We start from the raw sequence: 15,076 nt of genomic DNA on the forward strand, positions 1-15,076 counted from the left end.
TTCGTGTTTCCAAACGGACAAACTTGGTGACGCGGGGTGGAGCAGCCCGGTAGCTCGTCAGGCTCATAACCTGAAGGTCACAGGTTCAAATCCTGTCCCCGCAACCAACACCAACTCAATACGCCCCACACACACGGCGTCGGCGGCACCGCAAACAACCGCAGGGCTGCGGTGTTAGCCATCATCTCGAACTCAGGACGAGCGTCGCTGAGCGGATGGTGACGCTCTCCATCAGGGTCGCCAAGACAACTGCGGCCTCCTTCCGTACGGAATACCGCCCGCTCGCGAGCACGCTTGACCCACATGCGGCTGCCTCTGCGCTGCTGGAAGAAAGCCGCCCCGGATTACACGTAAAAACTTCCAGTGGCAGCTCGGCACGCGTGCGCTAAGTGGCGGTTTCCGGGGGGAGGGTGATCGCGGTTGTCTGCAGCGGTGGGACGCTAAGGCCCGCGATCATTCCCGGTTCTGCTTGGTGACTGAACGGCCGCCCGGGAGCAGGCGATCAGGAAGAGACCTTCCACTGGACCTTCGGCACTTTCGACGCTTGGCTGTACACCTTTCCGGAAAACCCCGCACAGCGCGCTTGTTTGGGGGGTGGGTGGAACACGGCATAGACAACACGCAGATACGCGGCGTCGGCCGTGCGCTGGCCAGCCTGCAGCATCACTTCCATTCGCCGGCTATCCTGCGACCTACGCGCCGCACGGCACGTTGCAGACGTCACCTAATGCTGATGCTTGGCGATCGTCAGCGTCAGACCGCACTTAGAACTCTGCGCCGTCATGCCATGCGGACTCAGCGGAAGAGTAGGGGAGCCGAGTGCGTCATCCAACCATCACGCTTGTCCCCGGTCGTGTGCTGAATAGCCGCCCGGACGGCAGAACAGCGATCACCCAGCTTCAAGGCTGCCGCGCGTGTCAGGGCGTCCCGTCAGACCGGGCCTGAACCCAAGAACAGCCAGATCACCACCACCAGCGCCAATGTCGCCCCCGACAGCGTCCACGCCAGCAAGCGGAGACGGACCGGCCGCAACGCGGCAATCCTGTGCGCCTCCAGCCGGTTCATGATGGCGCAGGCGCGGCGTTCGGCCGACAGGAAAATCGCAACGGCGATCAACAGAAAGGCGGTCGCGATCGCCTTGGGTATCCAAGGCGGATCAATCGCGCGAAACAGCGCATGAAATCCCAAACCGATCCCTACCGACGCCATCCCCGTCCGCACCCAGCCGGCAAAGCTCCGCTCGTGCGCCAGGACCGTACGATCTTCCGCCAGATGCGTTCGATCCTCGGCCAAGTCGGTCCGGTCATTCACGAAGGCGATCGCCCGCTGGTGTATCGGCGGTCGGCTGCCAGGTGGCGAGCAGCGCATCGTCCGCGGGGTTCTGGAACGCTACCTCGTCCAGCGACACGGCGATCAGGCAGATCGGACGCTGATGGGGTCCGCCGCCATCGCGGCACCGCACCGGCTGGCCATCAGGAAAGCGCCCGATCCGCCCGCTCAGCCGCAGCCGAAGCCCGCGGTTGATCGCCACCGCCTCACCGGCCATGCGGACGACGGCTTCATAAGCCTTGCCGCTGCGCTGCATCTGCCGCGGCGTATCGGGCGTGATCAGTTGCGCGATGCCGAGGGTTTCGCCGTCCACCGGCGGGGAAGGCGCGTCCGCTTCCGCCGGTGCTGCCGGTGGTTCGGCGCGCGCCGGGCAAGTCTCGCTGGAAGACCAGGGCCGTTCGATCCAGAAGCCTTCCAGCGCTTCAACCGCTGCTGGCGGCGTCGCCCACCACTCGGTTGGGGCCCAGCTCACCGGAGCGACATGGACACGCAGCGCTCCGGCGGCCGCGTCGTACCGCCACCGCATCGGCAGCTCGGATGTCTCGGGGGCAGGACCATCGCATCCGAACGGAATGTCGAGCTCAAACCGCTTGCCCGCCACAGCGGCCGCCTGCGCGGGCAGGTCGCGCGCGGACGTTGCCGCATCCGCCGCTGCGGCGCCAAGCGCAATCAGGTCGGACCGCCGCAATATGTCGTCGGTCGGCACGGGCGCTTCGGCGGTCGGCGCAGGGGCGGGCGGCGGCAAGGTCGCGGCAGGTTCGGGCCGGGGCACCGTGCTGCGGCCGAGCAGGAAGCCGCCACCGCCGACTGCAATCGCCGCCGCCAGGCCAGCGGCAATCGCTAACCGACTGGATCGAAGGCTGGGCTCAACCATGCGGTTACACTAGCAACATCTGTGTGATGCTCCATACCATCCTATCACAAGCCAAGCTGGAGGACGTGTGACGGTCGACCAAGCCCTGACGCTTGCGGTTCTGGTGGCGGTGGTTGCTGCGTTGATCTGGGATCGCGTACGCGCCGACGTCGTGGCGCTTACCGGCGCAGCGGTGCTTCTGATCACCGGGGTTATTCGGCCGGTCGAGTTACAGGGCGCCTTTGCCAGCCCGGCGATCGTCGCGCTCGCCTCGCTGTTCGTGATTGCCTACGCGCTGGAGCTGTCGGGGCTGCTCGACCGCGCCATTGCCGCGGGCGTTGCGATGTGTCGGCGGATGGGGTCGACCGGCCTCTGGCTATTGCTGAGCGCGATCGGTTGCGTTTCCGCCTTTCTCAATTCCACCCCCATCGTGGTGCTGGGCGCGCCGGTGATCCGCGACATTGCCAAGACCCTCGGGCTGTCGCCGAAACGATATCTGATGCCGCTCTCCTACATCACGGTGCTTACCGGCTGCTGCACCCTGATCGGCACATCGACCAACCTGCTGGTCGACGACATGGCGCGGGTCGCCGGTCAGCCACGATTTGGATTGTTCGAAATCACGCCGGTCGGCCTGTCAATCGCGCTGTCGGGCGGGCTCTACCTCTTCCTCTTCTCGGGCAAGCTCCTCGACCGCAGCCTCGGTGCCTCGCCGCAGCCCTCGGACACCGGCGAGATCATGGTGGCAAGCGCACAGGTCGGCCATGCCGAGCTGTTCGCCGAGCCGCGTCCCTATCAGCCCGCAAAGGCGGCAATTGCTTTTTCCGTCTTCGTTGGCGCGATCGCGCTTGCCGCGCTGGAGGTTGCGCCGATCGCCGCCACCGCTTTTGCCGGGGCGGTGCTGCTGATCCTGCTGCGGGTCATCTCCGCGGATGAGGCCTATGGCGGGTTGCGTCCCCAGATCCTGATCCTGATCGCCGGCATGGTCGTGATTGGCATCGCGATGGAGGAAAGCGGCCTCGCTGCGTCTGCGACCAACGCGCTGGTCGGCGCGCTGCACGGCATCAGCCCGCTTGCCGCCCTTATCATCCTCTATGGCCTGACGATGGTGCTGACCGAGCTTTTATCGAACGCCACCGTCGCCGTTCTGGTGACGCCGGTGGCGGTTGCGCTGGCAGAGAGCCTGGGCGTCAGCCCCCGGCCGTTCATCGTGGCCGTGATGATGGCTGGCAGCGCCGCCTTTGCCACGCCGTTCGGCTATCAAACCAACGTCATCGTCTATCAGATGGCCGGCTATCGCTACATGGATTTCGTCCGGGTCGGTCTGCCGCTCAACCTCATCACCTTTGCGGCCGCGATCGTATCGATCCGCGCCTTCTTTCCGTTCTGAGCCTGATGATCCCGGGACGTTACCGTCGAACGGTGTAGAGATAAGCGGATATGTCGCGGGCTTCCTGTAGCGTGATCCCCTGGTCCGGCATGCCGTTGCCGGGCAGCACTTGCTGCGGGTTGCGCAGCCAGCGGGCCAGGTTCTGCGGGTTGTTGACCAGAACGCCGGCCAGCTCGGCGCGCAGCGCGATGCCGTTCAGCGCTGGCCCGGTCACCCCCTCCGCACCGGCAATACCGGGGATGCTATGGCATGCACCGCAATTGTAACGCGCGATGGCGGACTTGCCCGCATCGACATGCCCGCCGGTCATCGCCTCCGCTTGGGTGCGGGTTTCCACCGCTTCTTGGCGGTAGATGCCGAACACCGAGGCGGCGCCGACAGCGGTTGCCAGCCCGGCGAGCATCAGCGCGAAGCGTAGCTCAGACGGCATCTGCGCTCCTTTGCGGAACCAGCAGGGTGCGGAACAGCGCCAGCGCCGCGGCAAGATGCACCAGGCCGCCCGGCACCCACATGATCAACCCCGCAACCTGCTGGTCCTCCGCCGGGCTGAGGCCGAACGGCGCCAGCGCGAGACGTGCATAGCCAGCGTACCAGGGCGAGTCCGAAAAGGCCATCAGCGCGCCCAGCGCACCAGTGACGAAGGATGTGACGAGAAGGCAGAATGCCGCCAGCGCCCGGTCGCCAAGCGCACTGGCCGCGGCGCCGCGCCGGCCGAGCATCGCCGTCCAGAACAGCAGCGCGCTGACGATGAAGCACAGGTGCTGCGTCGCGTGCCAGCCTTCGCTCGCGAGCGCCACGTCGAACAGGGTAGGCATGTGCCAGATCCACAGCACTGCCGCCTGGATCAACGTTGCAACCACCGCTCCGCTCGCCCAGGTGAAGGGCACGGATATCTGCCGACTGGCGCTTATTCGGCCCAGTGCCCGGCGGGCCGCTGGAGGAAAGGCCCACAGCATCGCCGATAACGGTTCCGCCAGCACGATCAGCGGCGCCGCCAGCAGCATCAGCAGTTCATGCTCGATCATATGAGCGGTGAAGGATCGCTCGCCTGCCTCATGCAGGGGAGACACCAGCGCGCCCGCCAGCGTCGCCCACCCCGCGGCGAAGAGCCATGCGCGCCGCCGCAGCCGCGGCTGCCCTCCGGCGGAGCGCGCGTAGAGCCTGCGCCAGCCGATGGCGAACAGCAGGGCAGAGAGAAACAATGGCATGGTGATCCACGGATCCCAGGTCCATCCCGGCGGCTCGCCATGATCATGCCCGCCGTGCGCCAATGCTGCGCCAGGCAGCGCCGCTGCGCACAGCAGGGTCAGGCGGATCAGCCGACGCATGGCGGAACGATCAGCACGGCCAGCGTCTGGAAGGCGATGGCCAGCGCAAAGATTCCGGCGAGGATCAGCGCAACTCGCGACAGCCAGGCTCTGGGCGGCGTCTGGTCATCGGCTGGCCGGGCACGGGGCCAGGCAATCGCCATCGCCAGGCCGCAGATCGCGAGGCTGGCGGCGCCCCAGGTCAAGCCGAGCCATGTGCCAACCGGGGCGCAATCCACCTTGAGCACGCTGCCCAAGCCCAGTTCGAATACATACCAGGCGACAGGTGGCAGCAGCAGCGCCGCCCATGGCCGGACGCGGTCGGCGCGGGACAGGCCGTCGGGCGCGCTCACCCCAGCCTCGGCGCCAGATAGATGAGCGCGCCGACGGGCAGCCATGTCAGCACCACGAAGGTCCAGTAATTGGCGTTGTCCTCGACATCGGCGAACTGATCGTCGCCCACCTCATGGGTGTAGAGCCACACGCACTGGACGGCGGTGTCGCCAAGGTCGGTAATGAGATGGCTGGTGTGCAGCACCATCAGCATCCACACCAGCGAGCCATAAGCATTGTCATGCCATGAGACGTTCAGGTGCCCGAACTCGAAGGCGCGCGGGATCAACAGCAGCACGCCGATGACGGTCATCACCAGCGTACCGATGCGAACGCCGCGCTCGTCCTTCTGCTGGGCGCGACGGCGAACCCACAGGTTGGGGATCTCGCTCAGCAGCAGCCCCAGCGTCAGCACCGCCACCCAGAGCAGATCGGGCGGGCGGAGGCCGTCCGGCGGCCAGCCTGCGGTCTGGCTCATGAGGTAGAGATAGGTCCCGGCGGCCAAGGCAAAAGCGGTGCCTTCGATCGCCATGAAGCCCACATTGCCCCACCATACCAGGTGGCTGGCGCCCGATGCGCTTTCCGGCAGGTCGGAAAGGTCGCCGACCACCCGTGTTTTCACCGCGTCGCTCATCGATTGCGCACTCGAAGCGGGCCAGTTTCGGAGCGTGGACGCTGCGGCCAGAACCAGATGGTCAGGCCGATCGCGACCGGCACTGCGCCCCAAACCAGGGCCCATGGGGTGAAGATGCTGCCGACGAACAGGATCGACACGGCAACGGCGGCGAACAGCGGCGCGATCGACGGTGGCGGGCTCTTCTGGCGATATTCGGGCGCTGCCTCGACCACGGACGTGACCAGTACTTCGCGCCGGTCCACGGCAAGGCCGGTCATCACCGCCAGCCCCTGGTGCTGGGTCCACAACGGCGTCAGGCTGTCCACCACCGGCATGGCATCGAAATTGTGCTGCGGCGGCGGCGAGGGAATGGCCCATTCGAGGCTAGAGCCGCCCCAGGGATTGGACCCGGCGCGCTTGCCGCGATAGAAGCTCCACGCCGCGTTGGCGACGAACAGCATCCCGCCGGCCACGGCAATGGCAGAGCCGATCGACGCCACCATGTTCAGCGTGCCCCAGCCCATGCCCTCGCTATAGGTATAGACCCGGCGCGGCATGCCCTGGAGCCCCAGGATGTGCATCGGGAAGAAGCCGAGATTGAACCCGCCCGCGATCATCCAGAAACTGATCTTGCCCAGCCTCTCCGACATCAGCCGCCCGGTCGCCTTGGGATACCAGTAAGCGATGGCGCCGAAGAGCGGGAACATCGCCCCGCCGATCAGCACGTAGTGGAAATGCGCGACAATGAAGTAGGTGTCCGTCAGTTGCTGGTCGAGCGGAGCCGAGGCCGTCATCACGCCGGAAAGCCCCCCAATGACGAAGGTGACGATGAAGCCCAGCACCCACAGCAGGGGCGTGTCGAAGCGCGGCCGGCCGCTCCACAAGGTCGCGATCCAGCAGAAGATCTGGACGCCGGCCGGCAGGGCGACGGCCATGCTCGCGGCTGTGTAGAAGTCATTGCCGAGGCGCGGCAGTCCCACCGCAAACATGTGGTGAACCCAAAGGCCGAAGGCGAGCGCGCCGATTCCCAGCATCGAAAGCACCACGGCCGTGTGGCCGAACAGCGGTCGGCGCGAGAAGGTCTCGACGATCACCGAGACGAAACCGGCTGCGGGCAGGAAGATGATATAGACTTCCGGGTGACCGAACCACCAGAACAGGTGCTGGAACAGCACCGGGTCGCCGCCGGTCGCCGCGGCGAAGAACTGCGTTGATACCAGCCGGTCGGAAATCAGCATGCTGGTCACCAGCATCACGGCCGGCAGGGCGAAGATCGTCATCAGCGATGCAATGAACATCGCCCAGACGAACAGCGGGATGCGCGCCAGCGTCATGCCCGGCGGCCGCATCTTCAGCACGGTGGCGGCGATGTTCACCGACGCGGCCAGCGCCGCAACTTCCGTGAAGGTGATCATCTGCGCCCAGATGTCGGCGCGGTGCCCGGGCGAATAGGCCGGCCCGGACAGCGGCGGATATTCGAACCAGCCGAGGTCGGGCGTGATGCCAAAGGCGTGCGGCACCCACAGCATCAGCACGCCGCCCAGGTAGAGCCAGTAGCTGAACGAGGCGAGCCGGGGAAAGGCGAGCGCCCGCTGCCCCAGCATCAATGGCACCAGCCAGATCGCCATTGCTTCCATCGCCGGCACCGACACCAGGAACAACATGGTGGAGCCGTGCAGCGAGAAGCTTTCATTGTAGAGCTGCGGCGTCATGCGGCCCATGTCGGGCATGGCCAGCTGCAGCCGCATGTCCAGCGCGAGCATTCCGGAAAGGAACAGCAGCACTACGATGGTCAGGATGTAGCGCGCGGCAATCCGCTTGTGATCGACGGTGGTGAGGAAGCCCCAGATCCCCGGCGCATCGCGCCACGATACCGCCAGTTTCTCGATCTCGCGGTCGTGTCCGGCGGTGTGATCGGCGGCGTCGCTCATTTCAGACCCATCAGATATCGCGACGCGGCGTCCGCATCGGCTGGCGACAACGCGACCGGCGGCATCATCGTGCCCGGCTTCACCGCCTGCGGCTGTGTGATCCAGCCCTGGATCGCCCCGCGGCTCATGGTCAGCGTGCCGGCGGCAACGGACCGGCGTGCGCCGAAATGCGTCAGGTCCGGGCCCGCTCTGCCCCGCGCAGGGGTGCCGCGAATTGCGTGGCACATGGCGCACTGGCCCTCAGTCACGAGCTGGAAGCCGCGGCTGGCGGCGGGATCCGCCGGGCGGGCGGCGGGCCGCGCCTGGCTTGCCAGCCAGCTGTTGAACTCCTGCGCGGTGTCGATCTTCACGTCCAGCGCCATATGGGCGTGCTGAACGCCGCAGAATTCCGCGCATTGACCACGAAACCAGCCCGCCCGGGTAGGAGTGAGATCGATCGTGTTGATCCGCCCGGGGATCAGATCGAGCTTCTGGGCGACGTTCGGGATCCAGAAGCTGTGGATCACATCCGATGCACCAAGCGACACTCGCGTCGTTCGGCCAAGCGGCAGGTGAAGCTCGTTGGCCGTCTCGATCCAGCCGCCGGTCGCCGGATCGCGATACTGGATCCGCCACCACCATTGATGCCCGGTGACGCGCACTTCCAGCGCATCGCGCGCCCGTGCGCTGGCAATGGTGCGCTCCACCCAGAAACTGCCGACGATCAGCACGGTAAGCCCCACCACGATCAGCCCCGCCCACGCCAGCAGCCCGCGGTTGAGCCCCTCGTCGGGCGGGGTGATGCTGGGTTCGCCGGGCGACGCCCCGCGGCGGCGCCACGCCCGCACCACGGCGACGCCCAATCCGGCCAGCACCAGAACGTACATGAAGCCGCACACGGCCATCATCAGCCAGAACAGCGAATGGATGCTCGCCGCCTGCTCACCTGCGGGCGCCAGCGGAGACTGAAAACCGCCACAGCCGCCCGTCGCGAGCAGGGGAACGAGACAGAAGGGGAGCGCCGCGCGCCGACGACCGGAGGTCACGATACCGGCCCGCTCCACTTGGCCCCCTGGCCCTCCCCGACCTGGTCGACATCCTGCCGCCGCCGCTTCTCGGGCTTCAGCTGCGGAAGCGTGCGAACATAGGCGGTGATCTGCCAGAGTTGCTCGGTCGGGATCCGTTCTCCGTAGCGCGCCAGCGCGCCCGGGTGGCCGGTGGCAATGAAGCGGTAAACCTGATCGAAGCCGCTGCCGTTGGCCCATTGCTGGTCGTTGAGGTTGCTCGGCCCCGTCGCATCTGCGCCATGGCATGCACCGCAGCCATACCAGGTGAAATAGCGGCCGCCCTGCGACACCTGATATACGTTGCGCTCATAGCGGGCGATGCGTGGATCCGCTGCGCCATGCGGCGGCGTTTGGGGAAGGTCCGGCCCCACCGTTCGGGACTCGGCGCTGCATCCTGCCGTGGCGAGCGTCAGCAAGACGATGAAAAAAGAGGGTTTGTTGCCCGCCACACCAGCAGCCTTGCCAATCCCGCGCACGCGGTCAAGCGCCTTCACCCGAACGCGTCGCGCACCGCGCACAGTGGAGGGGACGCCTCTCTCAGCCCGCACCGATGGTCGGACGGCAACGGGCGCTCAGGCCAACGTGACGAGGCCACAAGCGGAGGCTGGGTAGCCAGCGGATCTGGGCAAAGTTTCCGGATTGGCTGACCGGCCTTCAGCCCCGCTCGCCCAGCACGGTTCCAGTTGCGCTTGGCGCTCGTGCCCGCGCGGCAACCAACATCTAATCCTTTGACAGAATTGAAACGTGTTATAGGTTCCCGCGCAAAAGCGAGAGGATGCCATGGTCACAGACTGGGCGGAAAAGCGTGCCGCGTACAAGCGGGACGGGGTGGTCCATATCCCCGGCCTGCTCGATCCCGATCAGCTCGCCGCCACCCTCCGGGCATGGGAATGGAGCCTCGCCAATCCCACGCCGCGCAACGCTCCGCTGCTGAAGCGCGACGGCACGCCCTTGTTCTACAACGACTCGTTTCACCCCAACGTGCTCGACGGCTATCGGGAGATGCTCGAAAGCTCGCCGATCCCGCGGGCGTGCGCACAATTATGGGGCAGCGACCCGGTCTGGTTCATCTACGAACAGGTGTTCCTAAAGGAGGGCGGCGACACGCGGCGCACGCCCTGGCACCAGGACGGATCGTACCTCCCGATGGACGGCGAGGATAACGCCGTCGCCTGGATCACCTTCGAACCGCTTCCTCGCGAGGACAGCCTGGAGTTCATCCCTGGCTCGCACCTCGGCCCGATGTACAACACCTCGGCCTTCGACCCCAATGATGACACGCGCCCGATCGATGACCGCCTGTCGCTGCCGCGCCTCCCCGATGTCGAGGCAGCGCGTGACAAGCACGACATCGTTTCCTGGGCGGTCCAGCCGGGCGACGTCATCTTCTTCCACTTTCGCAGCCTGCACGGCGGCGCGCCGACGCGTCCCGGCCAGCGCCGCCGCACGCTGACGCTGCGCTTCTTCGGCGAGCGCACGCATTACGATCCGAAGTCAGCGAAATCCCTGCCCAACTTCCCCGACATGGCGACGAAGCTGAAGCCCGGCGACCCGATGCGCGCGCCCAGCTTCCTGCGCCTCCACCCCAAGACGGCAGCGACCGCCGCGTGATCCCGCGCCGCGCCACTAGGACAAGGAGAGTATCGCGATGAAGGATTTCGGCGGAAAACTGGCGGTGGTCACCGGCGGCGGCACCGGCATGGGCCGCGAACTGGTGCGCCAGCTCGTGGCCGAGGGCGCCAGCGTCGCAATGTGCGATCTCTTCGCCGACACGATGGCCGAGACGGTCGCGCTGTGCGAGGCAGACGGCGTGCCGCAGGGCGTGCGGATCACCTGCCATATCGCCGACGTGGGTGACGAGGATCAGGTGAAGCGCTTCGCCGCCGAGGTCGCGCGCGATCACCAGAGCGACCACATCCACCTCCTTTTCAACAATGCCGGGATCGGCGGCGGCGGCAGCTTCGTGCTCGACGATCGCGCCGAATGGGACCGCGTGTTCCAGATCTGCTGGTTCGGCGTCTATTATTCCTGCCGCGCCTTTTTCCCGATGCTGGAGCGCGCGAGCGAAGGGCATATCGTCAACACGTCCAGCGCCAACGGCTTCTGGGCGGCGCTGATGCCCGGCGTCTCGCAGACCGCCTACAGCGCGGCGAAGTTCGCGGTGAAGGGCTTCACCGAGTCGCTCGTGACGGACCTGCGCAACTACGCGCCGCATATCCGCGCCTCGATCGTCATGCCCGGCGGCATCGGCACGCCGATCGGCCTCAACTCGCGCCGCGTGCTCGCAAGCGCGATGACCGACGTCACCCGCCGCAAGCTGCGCCAGCACCTGAAGATGATCGGCGTCGAAGGTGCCGACACGATGGACGATGAAGCGCTGGAGGCGGCGCAGGCGATGCTCGCCAAAAGGTTCGAGGAACTCGCGCCAACCAGCGCCGCGCGCGCCGCGACGATCATCCTCGATGGCGTGAAGGCGCAGCGCTGGCGCATCCTGGTGGGCGAGGATGCCGAGCGGCTCGACCGCCGCGTCCGCGCCGATCCCGAGCGCGCCTATGACCCCGATTTCCTCGCCTATGCCGCCGAATAGCGCCGGGGCGACCTACTCAAAAAAGAACGGAGAGGCACGATGAGCACCAGCGAAAGCCAGGAGGCGACGCTCGAGGCTGATTTCGACATCGAGGCGCTGCGCGCGCGCTACAAGGCGGAACGCGACAAGCGGCTGCGCACCGATGCCGATCGTCAGTACAAGGAGCTGTCGGGCGATTACGCCCGCTACGCCGAGGAAGACCCTTATGTGGAGCCCGGCTTCACGCGCGACCCGCTGACCGATTTCGTCGAGGTGGCGGTGATCGGCGGCGGGTTCAGCGGCATGCTGGCCGCCGCGCGGCTGAAGGAAAAGGGCGTTACCGATCTTCGCATCATCGAGGCGGGCGGCGACTTCGGCGGTACCTGGTACTGGAACCGTTATCCCGGCGCGCAATGCGACATCGAAAGCTATTGCTACCTGCCGCTGCTCGAGGAACTGAATTACCTTCCCAAGGAAAAATATTCCTACGTCACCGAGATATTCGAGCACTGCCAGCGGATCGGCAAGCATTACGATCTCTACCCGATCACCCTGTTCCAAACGCGCGTTTCCGAACTCGCCTGGGATGATGCGGAAAAGGTCTGGGTGATCCGCACCAATCACGGCGATGCGATCCGCGCGCGCTTTGTCGTCTCGGCGCTCGGCACCGCCAGCCGTGCCAAGCTGCCCGGCATCCCCGGCATCGAAAGCTTCGAAGGGCACAGCTTCCACACCAGCCGATGGGACTATAACTACACTGGCGGCGACACGACCGGAAACCTCTGGAAGCTGGAGGACAAGACGGTGGCGATCATCGGCACCGGCGCCACCGCGATTCAGTGCATCCCCGCGCTTGGCCGCCACGCCAAGCAGCTCTATGTGTTTCAGCGCACGCCCTCGTCGGTCGACACGCGCGGCAACAAGCCGACCGATCCCGAATGGGCCAAGTCGCTCGAACCCGGCTGGCAGCGCGCACGGCGGCACAATTTCGCCGACATCATCGAAGGCCGCCCGTTCGAACATGACCTCGTCAACGACAATTGGACGTCGATCTTCCGCGAGGTGCAGTCGTTCGTCATCCGCAATGCGAAGACGATGGGGCCGGAGGCCGCGATCCGCCACGCCGAGATCGCCGACTTCCGCAAGATGAACACCATCCGCCAGCGCGTCGACGAGGTGGTGAAGGACCCCGAAACCGCCGAGATGCTGAAGCCCTGGTATCGGCAGTTCTGCAAGCGGCCGACGTTCAACGACGAATTCCTGCCCACCTTCAACCGCCCCAATGTGACGCTGGTCGATGTCAGCGAAAGCAAGGGGGTGGAGCGGATCACGCCCAGGGGGATCGTCGCCAACGGCCGCGAATATGCGGTCGATTGCATCATCTACGCTTCAGGCTTCGAGATCACGACCTCGTTAAAGCGGCGCGTCGGCTTCGACATCAAGGGGCGCGATGGCGTCCTGCTGCACGATCACTGGGCCAACGGGTACAAGACGCTGCACGGCTTCGCCACGACCGGCTTTCCCAACTGGTTCTACATCGGCGTGTCGCAGAACGGCCTGTCGGTGAACATGACCGCGATGTTCGACGATCAGGCGCAGCATATCGCCTATATCATCGCCGAGGCGAAGAAGCGCGGCGCGACCGAGGTGGAGCCGACGCCCGAGGCGCAGGACGCCTGGGTCACGACGATCAAGAAGTTGTCGGTGGTGAACCGCGCCTATCTCGAAAGCTGCACGCCCGGCTATTACAACAATGAGGGCGATCTGGAGGGTGGCCAGGCGGGGCAGACCTATGCGCCCGGCATCAACGCCTTCAACGCGCTGCTCGCCGACTGGCGCAACAATGGCGAGCTGGAGGGGCTGGCGCTGAAGGCCTGATCACCGCAATCGGTCGCCCGGACGTGCTTTCCCCAATCGCGCGGGACGTCAGGGGAGGGCGTCTGGCCAATTTTCGTCACAAGCGGCCGTTTCATATCCGGGGGCAGGCCGGGGGACAGCCGCTTGAGGCCGAACGCAGGCTGTTTTTCGCCGAGCCATTGCCGATGATCCGCAAGAAATCACGCTTCCGGCAAGGGCGCCGTCATCTCCAGTGTCTCTACCAGGAACGCCAGCGCCGCTCGGGCGAACGCCCCCATGTTGGTAATCCGCTCGCTCGTGCCGCTGTCGAACGTCGTGGCGACGGAGATGCCCGGTCCGCTGACGGCGATACAGCTGCGGCCGGCCGGTGCGCCGCGCGGGTGGTGGTCCGGCCCGGCCGATCCGCTCTCGGCAATGCCCCAGTCGGCGCCGAACCGGGGCCTGATCGCCTCCGCCTGAACCAGCGCGTACCTCTCCGTGACGGACTCCATTCCGGCCAGTTCGTCGCGCGACAAGCCAAGAAGAATGTCACGCCCTTGCAGCGAATAGACGACCCCTCCCCCGCGGCAGAAACGCGTCGCGCCCGGCACGGTCAGCAGGCCGGCCAGGATCAATCCGCCCGTCGCGCCATCGGCCACCGCGATCGTCTCGCGCCGCTCGGTCAGAATGGCGGCCGCACGAGCAGCGACCGGGGCAAGTTCGTCGAGCATCCTTCTCCATTCTCCGCGATTGTGCTGGCTTCGCAAACGATAGCGAACGTGGGGCCCGCTGCGTAGGCCCAACAGCGGCCATTGCGAGAGGTGATGAACCTCCAAGCATCGATCGCTGCGGACCAAATTGCTCGGGCGGACATATTTCTTGGAAGTCAGTGCGTTGGAGCGGACGGAATTGGGCACCGTCGCCAATTATGTTCCCGGTACGTTCGTTTGATGTTACTGAGCGTCAATGGCCGCCACATCGTCCTTCACCACCTCGCCTCCCGTTTCTCCCCAAGCGGTTCGGCCCACAACAGCCGAAGCTGCGGCGGCCGGCGAGCTTCACTCGCACCGCACTTGCCCAGCTTTCTCAGCGCCAATCGGCGGACCGGGCGGGGACTCATGATGCTTGATCTGTTCGATCTACCCGCGCTGCCCGGCCTTAGCTCGCAACCGGAATTGGTCAGTGAAGCCGAGGAAATCGCGCTGATCGCCGCTATTGATGCAACGAGCCCGTCACCCTTCCGTTTCCAAGGGTGGGAGGGCAAGCGGCTCACGAGCTCCTTCGGCTGGAGCTATGATTTCGATCGCATGCGCCTGCGGCAAGCGGAGCCGCTTCCCGATTGGCTTCTCTCTGTACGCGGCCGGGCGGCCGCCTTCGCCGGGCTGCCCGCCGATACGCTCGTTCAGGCCTTGCTGATCCGCTACGATCCCGGCGCAGGGATCGGGTGGCATCGTGACCGGCCGGCTTTCGAACACGTGGTCGGGATATCGCTCGGCGCGCCCGCAACGATGCGCTTCCGCCGGCGCCAGGGCGATCGTTTTCAGCGGGTGAATGTGCCACTCCTGCCGCGCGGCGCTTATCACCTTTCGGGCGAGGCACGGCACGGCTGGGAGCACAGCATCGCCGAGATGGACCGAACGCGCTGGTCGATCACCTTCCGCAGTCTGGTCGAGGGTCAGGGAACAGCCCACACCTAACGCCGCGATGTCGGCATCACCCGATCATCGGCTGTGGCGATCCAAGGCGTTGGTAGTCCGGAGCGTTCGCAAGCCACTGTCCCTGTGCCTGGATCCCCACGCTACGGGCAGCGCCATCGCCCCATTCACGGCATCAGCCCGCCTCCACGTGTGCCCCCGGTCGCACACATGG

At 66.0% G+C, this 15,076-nt stretch carries 16 protein-coding genes and 1 tRNA gene; 6 read left to right on the plus strand and 11 right to left on the minus strand.

All coding sequences use genetic code 11. The features are described 5' to 3' along the window. Window positions 1-30 precede the first annotated feature (30 nt). A tRNA-Met gene (locus LQ954_RS08660) sits at window positions 31-107 on the plus strand. Between the two features lie 395 nt (window positions 108-502). Here the strand turns inward: LQ954_RS08660 and LQ954_RS08665 are convergent. From LQ954_RS08665 to LQ954_RS08675, 3 genes are all read right to left on the minus strand, one after another. Then, window positions 503-673 (minus strand): hypothetical protein, encoded by a 171-nt coding sequence (locus LQ954_RS08665; RefSeq protein WP_231022754.1) that lies wholly within the window; start codon window positions 671-673, stop codon window positions 503-505. 257 nt (window positions 674-930) lie between these two features. After that, on the minus strand, window positions 931-1,311 hold the full coding sequence (locus LQ954_RS08670; RefSeq protein WP_227772265.1) for a YidH family protein: 381 nt from the start codon (window positions 1,309-1,311) through the stop codon (window positions 931-933). After that, window positions 1,304-2,203 carry a hypothetical protein gene (locus LQ954_RS08675; protein WP_231022755.1) on the minus strand — a complete coding sequence of 300 codons (900 nt, stop codon included), beginning with the start codon at window positions 2,201-2,203 and terminating at the stop codon, window positions 1,304-1,306. Before LQ954_RS08675 ends, LQ954_RS08670 begins: the two co-directional genes overlap by 8 nt. A gap of 67 nt (window positions 2,204-2,270) precedes the next feature. Here LQ954_RS08675 and LQ954_RS08680 point away from each other — a divergent pair, with 67 nt between their 5' ends. Then, window positions 2,271-3,572 (plus strand): SLC13 family permease, encoded by a 1,302-nt coding sequence (locus tag LQ954_RS08680; RefSeq protein WP_231022756.1) that lies wholly within the window; start codon window positions 2,271-2,273, stop codon window positions 3,570-3,572. A 19-nt stretch (window positions 3,573-3,591) separates the two neighbouring features. Here the strand turns inward: LQ954_RS08680 and LQ954_RS08685 are convergent, their stop codons facing one another. The 7 genes from LQ954_RS08685 to LQ954_RS08715 are packed head-to-tail and all read right to left on the minus strand — an operon-like array spanning window position 3,592 to window position 9,299. Beyond that, window positions 3,592-4,002 (minus strand): c-type cytochrome, encoded by a 411-nt coding sequence (locus LQ954_RS08685; protein WP_231022757.1) that lies wholly within the window; start codon window positions 4,000-4,002, stop codon window positions 3,592-3,594. Continuing rightward, window positions 3,992-4,900 (minus strand): cytochrome c oxidase assembly protein, encoded by a 909-nt coding sequence (locus LQ954_RS08690; RefSeq protein WP_231022758.1) that lies wholly within the window; start codon window positions 4,898-4,900, stop codon window positions 3,992-3,994. The genes LQ954_RS08685 and LQ954_RS08690 overlap by 11 nt, the downstream gene beginning before the upstream one ends. Further along, the gene (locus tag LQ954_RS08695; RefSeq protein ID WP_231022759.1) at window positions 4,888-5,232 is read right to left on the minus strand and encodes a hypothetical protein; all 345 of its coding nucleotides are present in this window, start codon (window positions 5,230-5,232) and stop codon (window positions 4,888-4,890) included. The genes LQ954_RS08690 and LQ954_RS08695 overlap by 13 nt, the downstream gene beginning before the upstream one ends. After that, a complete protein-coding gene (locus tag LQ954_RS08700; protein ID WP_231022760.1) occupies window positions 5,229-5,846 on the minus strand; it encodes a cytochrome c oxidase subunit 3 in 618 nt (205 codons plus the stop codon). The genes LQ954_RS08695 and LQ954_RS08700 overlap by 4 nt, the downstream gene beginning before the upstream one ends. Then, on the minus strand, window positions 5,843-7,759 hold the full coding sequence (locus tag LQ954_RS08705; RefSeq protein WP_231022761.1) for a cbb3-type cytochrome c oxidase subunit I: 1,917 nt from the start codon (window positions 7,757-7,759) through the stop codon (window positions 5,843-5,845). Before LQ954_RS08705 ends, LQ954_RS08700 begins: the two co-directional genes overlap by 4 nt. After that, window positions 7,756-8,784, minus strand: coding sequence for a cytochrome c oxidase subunit II (locus LQ954_RS08710; RefSeq protein WP_231022762.1), 1,029 nt, complete (start codon window positions 8,782-8,784; stop codon window positions 7,756-7,758). The genes LQ954_RS08705 and LQ954_RS08710 overlap by 4 nt, the downstream gene beginning before the upstream one ends. After that, complete coding sequence (locus LQ954_RS08715; protein ID WP_231022763.1) at window positions 8,781-9,299, minus strand: c-type cytochrome; 519 nt, start codon at window positions 9,297-9,299, stop codon at window positions 8,781-8,783. The genes LQ954_RS08710 and LQ954_RS08715 overlap by 4 nt, the downstream gene beginning before the upstream one ends. Window positions 9,300-9,585: 286 nt before the next feature. Here LQ954_RS08715 and LQ954_RS08720 point away from each other — a divergent pair, with 286 nt between their 5' ends. The 3 genes from LQ954_RS08720 to LQ954_RS08730 are packed head-to-tail and all read left to right on the plus strand — an operon-like array spanning window position 9,586 to window position 13,249. Continuing rightward, window positions 9,586-10,416 (plus strand): phytanoyl-CoA dioxygenase family protein, encoded by an 831-nt coding sequence (locus LQ954_RS08720; RefSeq protein WP_231022764.1) that lies wholly within the window; start codon window positions 9,586-9,588, stop codon window positions 10,414-10,416. Window positions 10,417-10,453: 37 nt separating this feature from the next. Continuing rightward, window positions 10,454-11,392: an SDR family NAD(P)-dependent oxidoreductase gene (locus LQ954_RS08725; protein WP_231022765.1), complete on the plus strand. Its 939-nt coding sequence runs from the start codon at window positions 10,454-10,456 to the stop codon at window positions 11,390-11,392. Window positions 11,393-11,431: 39 nt separating this feature from the next. After that, a complete protein-coding gene (locus tag LQ954_RS08730) occupies window positions 11,432-13,249 on the plus strand; it encodes a flavin-containing monooxygenase (RefSeq protein WP_231022766.1) in 1,818 nt (605 codons plus the stop codon). Window positions 13,250-13,428: 179 nt separating this feature from the next. Here LQ954_RS08730 and LQ954_RS08735 read toward each other — a convergent pair whose 3' ends face one another. Next, window positions 13,429-13,938: a CinA family protein gene (locus LQ954_RS08735; protein WP_231022767.1), complete on the minus strand. Its 510-nt coding sequence runs from the start codon at window positions 13,936-13,938 to the stop codon at window positions 13,429-13,431. A gap of 387 nt (window positions 13,939-14,325) precedes the next feature. Here LQ954_RS08735 and LQ954_RS08740 point away from each other — a divergent pair, with 387 nt between their 5' ends. Beyond that, window positions 14,326-14,904, plus strand: a complete 579-nt coding sequence (locus LQ954_RS08740; protein ID WP_227772251.1) for an alpha-ketoglutarate-dependent dioxygenase AlkB — start codon at window positions 14,326-14,328, stop codon at window positions 14,902-14,904. The last annotated feature ends 172 nt before the right edge of the window (window positions 14,905-15,076 follow it).

The organism is Sphingomonas sp. IC-11 (assembly GCF_021043365.1).
Taxonomy (GTDB): domain Bacteria; phylum Pseudomonadota; class Alphaproteobacteria; order Sphingomonadales; family Sphingomonadaceae; genus Sphingomonas.

Bases quoted from the DNA above. Each gene is read 5' to 3' on its own strand.
- LQ954_RS08735 (WP_231022767.1), bottom strand. From the start codon at position 13,938: ATGCTCGACGAACTTGCCCCGGTCGCTGCTCGTGCGGCCGCCATTCTG.
- LQ954_RS08665 (WP_231022754.1), bottom strand. From the start codon at position 673: ATGGAAGTGATGCTGCAGGCTGGCCAGCGCACGGCCGACGCCGCGTAT.
- LQ954_RS08685 (WP_231022757.1), bottom strand. From the start codon at position 4,002: ATGCCGTCTGAGCTACGCTTCGCGCTGATGCTCGCCGGGCTGGCAACC.
- LQ954_RS08725 (WP_231022765.1), top strand. From the start codon at position 10,454: ATGAAGGATTTCGGCGGAAAACTGGCGGTGGTCACCGGCGGCGGCACC.
- LQ954_RS08740 (WP_227772251.1), top strand. From the start codon at position 14,326: ATGATGCTTGATCTGTTCGATCTACCCGCGCTGCCCGGCCTTAGCTCG.
- LQ954_RS08730 (WP_231022766.1), top strand. From the start codon at position 11,432: ATGAGCACCAGCGAAAGCCAGGAGGCGACGCTCGAGGCTGATTTCGAC.
- LQ954_RS08720 (WP_231022764.1), top strand. From the start codon at position 9,586: ATGGTCACAGACTGGGCGGAAAAGCGTGCCGCGTACAAGCGGGACGGG.
- LQ954_RS08700 (WP_231022760.1), bottom strand. From the start codon at position 5,846: ATGAGCGACGCGGTGAAAACACGGGTGGTCGGCGACCTTTCCGACCTG.
- LQ954_RS08690 (WP_231022758.1), bottom strand. From the start codon at position 4,900: ATGCGTCGGCTGATCCGCCTGACCCTGCTGTGCGCAGCGGCGCTGCCT.
- LQ954_RS08705 (WP_231022761.1), bottom strand. From the start codon at position 7,759: ATGAGCGACGCCGCCGATCACACCGCCGGACACGACCGCGAGATCGAG.
- LQ954_RS08675 (WP_231022755.1), bottom strand. From the start codon at position 2,203: ATGGTTGAGCCCAGCCTTCGATCCAGTCGGTTAGCGATTGCCGCTGGC.